Annotated in this window: 2 protein-coding genes; both read right to left on the bottom strand. The window is 55.3% G+C overall.

Annotated elements, in window-relative coordinates; genetic code table 11:
- Positions 1–545: 545 nt before the first annotated feature.
- Positions 546–965: a DUF2267 domain-containing protein gene (locus AC0L2Z_RS34995; protein ID WP_473630590.1), complete on the bottom strand. Its 420-nt coding sequence runs from the start codon at positions 963–965 to the stop codon at positions 546–548.
- A gap of 548 nt (positions 966–1,513) precedes the next feature.
- Positions 1,514–2,446, bottom strand: a complete 933-nt coding sequence (locus AC0L2Z_RS35000; RefSeq protein WP_473630591.1) for an isopenicillin N synthase family dioxygenase — start codon at positions 2,444–2,446, stop codon at positions 1,514–1,516.
- Positions 2,447–3,541 lie beyond the last annotated feature (1,095 nt).

Consider the following 3,541-nt stretch of genomic DNA (forward strand, 5'->3'; position numbering starts at 1 on the left):
CCGAGGCGGTTGCCATCGCCGCTATGCCAAGTGCAGCCATTCCCCTCAGGATTGCACGTCTCAAGGGACTATTCCTGGTCTCGTCGTGTTTCCACGTGTCCATCTGGCACCTTCTCCGTTCCTGTTTCGCCACTGACCCCATCGAAACACATTGTGAGACGACGTTCATGTCCGTGCATTCACATGAATCATGATGCAGCGGTTCCCTTGTCATGCGGGCCTATGAACCCAGGGAATGGGCGTTTTCTCGCTGTGGGTGCATATAGGCCGACGATTTAGCCTTGCCCTACGGTGATCAATCGGTCGGACATGCTACAGCCAAGGGCTACAACTTCTAGAGCCCGGGAATGACTGCTGCTACAGCAGCCAATGCGGGACGGGGGAAACCCATCAAAGATATCAGAGATTTGCCGACACCAGGTCTCAATGCGTTGCCCCGATTGCCTAGGTTGCTTAGTTGCGGACTTGTCAGGAAGCACAGCCAAATTGGTTTCCCGGTCGAGAACCCTCCCAAGCGTTGGCTGGATGCTCATGGGGCAGACGTCTCAGACTGGCCAAAGGTCATGCAGCACACTTGGAATGGCGGCCTTGGCATCTTCGACCTCTACTGCAGGTAAGCGGTCCACAAATTGAGCTAGGACCGAGCGGGCAACCTCTTCGGGATCCACCGCCGGGTCATGGTGGACGCCGTCGCGGATCCGGTCGAGAAACGAGTTCCGGTTTCTGCCTTTGGGGCGGCGGCTGGGATTCCAACCCTCATAGTAAAAGCCGCGAAGTAAAGCTGGTAACTGTGCCCCCATGTAAACAGCCTCGTCGCGATCCAGGTAGTCGCGCAGGGCGTGCAGCGTCGCAATCAGAGCTTGGTAGACCCGCTCGCGATCCTGCCAGCGAAGTCTCCACATCAGATCGCTGATCCAATTCATGGTTGCTTGCAATGTACTATTGATATCACGGCTCACGCACATGAAATTCTCCTTTCATTGACAATTCTCAGGATCAGATTACTCCCCACAAAAACTCTTCCGCCGAAACACAACGATATCAGAAGCCTTATCGAGAATACCACTTTTAGTAGCGATGTTGCCATGCTTGGAACTGGCATTCCAAACTTGAGATTGACCACAGACGAATGCACTATATTTAATTTCGGCGCGCTCTCTGGAGATATGAATACTTGTTCGACACACACACCGAAGACCAGAGAAATACTTCAATAACGCTGACCATCGTTCCATCCGGCACTAGTCGCTCCGCTTGCCCTTTCCGAAATCGCCTTAGCGCAGCGGCGCAATAGAAAGCCGTAACGCTGGAGCTTGCATTGAAACCGCGTGGATCTCGTGTGGCACAATTCAAACAACGCCCAGTCAGCGTGCCTCATTACAAGAGCCTTGTAGACCGCCGCGCTATACGCGACGGCGGGACGAATTGCTTCTGGGAGAGTTCTTCCAGGGCACCACGTCGAGGTGTGCTACGTCGTCGCCGCAGTTTGCTCACGCTTCATAAAGCCGAACACTTACTGCAACTCTCGGGCGCGTCCGGCGCCATTCCCCTTTTCCCATATTGACTCGTAGTTGCGGAGCATCATTTCCGCGACACTGAAGGTGTGCTTGCCTTGCCGCGAAGTCAGGCGGGCGTCGATGTCGGGATAGATAAAGAAGGGAAGGGAAATTCGTTCGGCCGGACCACTGTGCACGACCTGATGCGGCGTACTCTTGAACCGGTCGTCGCTCAAGGCCTGAAGCATGTCGCCCAGATTGACCACGAGACTGTCAGGGAGGCTCGGCGCCGGTATCCAACGCCCGCCGAACCACACCTGCAGAGAGCGCGTGGGAAGTTCCTCCTGCAGCAGCAGCGTGAAAAAGCCATTGTCGGTATGCTTAGCGGCCGCGCCGCCAGTAGACGGATATCGGATCACGCGTTGCAGTACCGTCGGCGGGCTAAAATGGCGTCGGAACCAGCCCTTTTCCATATCGAGCAGGTCGGCCAGCGCCATCCCGAGCTGCGGCACAGTGCCGTTAAGCACGGTAGCCTGCAACGTAAGCAGGCTTCGAGCGAAACCAGGAGCCGACGCATCATCCGGGAGGCGTGTGCGTCCGGCAAACGGACGCCGGTCGCTTTCATTCTCGATTCCGAGGTCGAACATTTCCTTTGGATCCGGGCCGGCCTCGGGATGTAGCATTTCGCCGTGCAACGGACTGTATCCACGGGCGGTAGTGGGGTACACGTCTTGAGAGGCGTGACCGTAGCGTTCCTTTGTAGCCTGTGGCAACGCGAAGAAACGCCGAGAAGCGTCGATCGCTTCTGCGATCTGTTCCTTCGGGATTCCGTGCTCGATAAGATAGAAGAACCCGTACTCCTCGCAGGCCATGCGTAAGCGCTGTTGCTCTTCGCGTCGCGTTGCATCGGCTGACAATTTCGCCAGTGAGATTTGCGGTAGCGTGGTCATAGTCGCTCCTCCGTTGGTGCTTTGGCCTTATGGGACTCCTGGAAAACCTGGTAGCCCGCATTCTTCTCCGCGATGTATCTGCCGTCGTTTACACTGTGTGCTGACACCGGGACGCTCGCATGTTGCCGACGCGTCATCACAGGGTGTGCACTCCACAGAGCTCCTAGGAGCTTACGATGACAATTTCCCTTCGGACGCGTGACGCGAGCCAGTTCGCGCACCCAATCCGGGCTGAGATGCACGAGTGTGAATAGGCCGCCGTAGACCGTAAAGTGACGGTCAGCTCTGGAGTGTTTGGAGAGCGGCCCATCAAGGCCGACAGCTTTTGATATGGCGGTAAACGCCGGTTTGCTGGACCTTTCCGGCCCACTGCAACGGCGGCCTCTATCATCTTTTGAGGTATGCACATAGCTTCCCTTCAACAAGTAACACCATGGAGATATTGGACACACGTATCTTTTTGATACATGCGAATATCCATCGGATTGTTGTCGTCGACAATACAGAATAAGTTAAGAATACGTTGTTTATTATTACGCCTAATTCACGGAACTTTGATATTTGTGGTATTTAATTTTCACAATTTGTTCCGCCTGTTCGACAACACGACCGAGATCGGTCGGAACTCGTTCGAATTCACCTGACCGTGCGATTTGAACTCATAGGCGGACCCGTATGGTTTCAGCTTCCGCAGGATTTCCTGGTTGGGAGGGGAGCGCTAAACGGAAGGCAATCGCGGTTTTCTGACGGGTAGAAAGCGTTCGTCATCAAGGGCCTTCCTGTCCCTGTCGTAGCTGGACTGCCTTACCCCGCCGAACGGAGTTCCACGCGGCTGACAACCCACCCATTGACATAGATTTGGCCAAGTCCATCGAGGCGATCGCCTCGTCCCACAGTGCCAGATCGAGATCAGTCGTGAACACGCCCGCAGCCAGCATTGCTCGGTTCTGTTTGCGAGCTCGACCGCCATCGCTGGATTATCTAACATCGTGACGGCCAGACCGGCCCGAATAATTCCCTAGAGGCACGTCCTGTGATCGATGAATCGATTGTGATGTGACGGCTGCGTTTTGTGCTGATTCAACATCCCCCTCG

The organism is Mesorhizobium sp. WSM4850 (assembly GCF_055811735.1).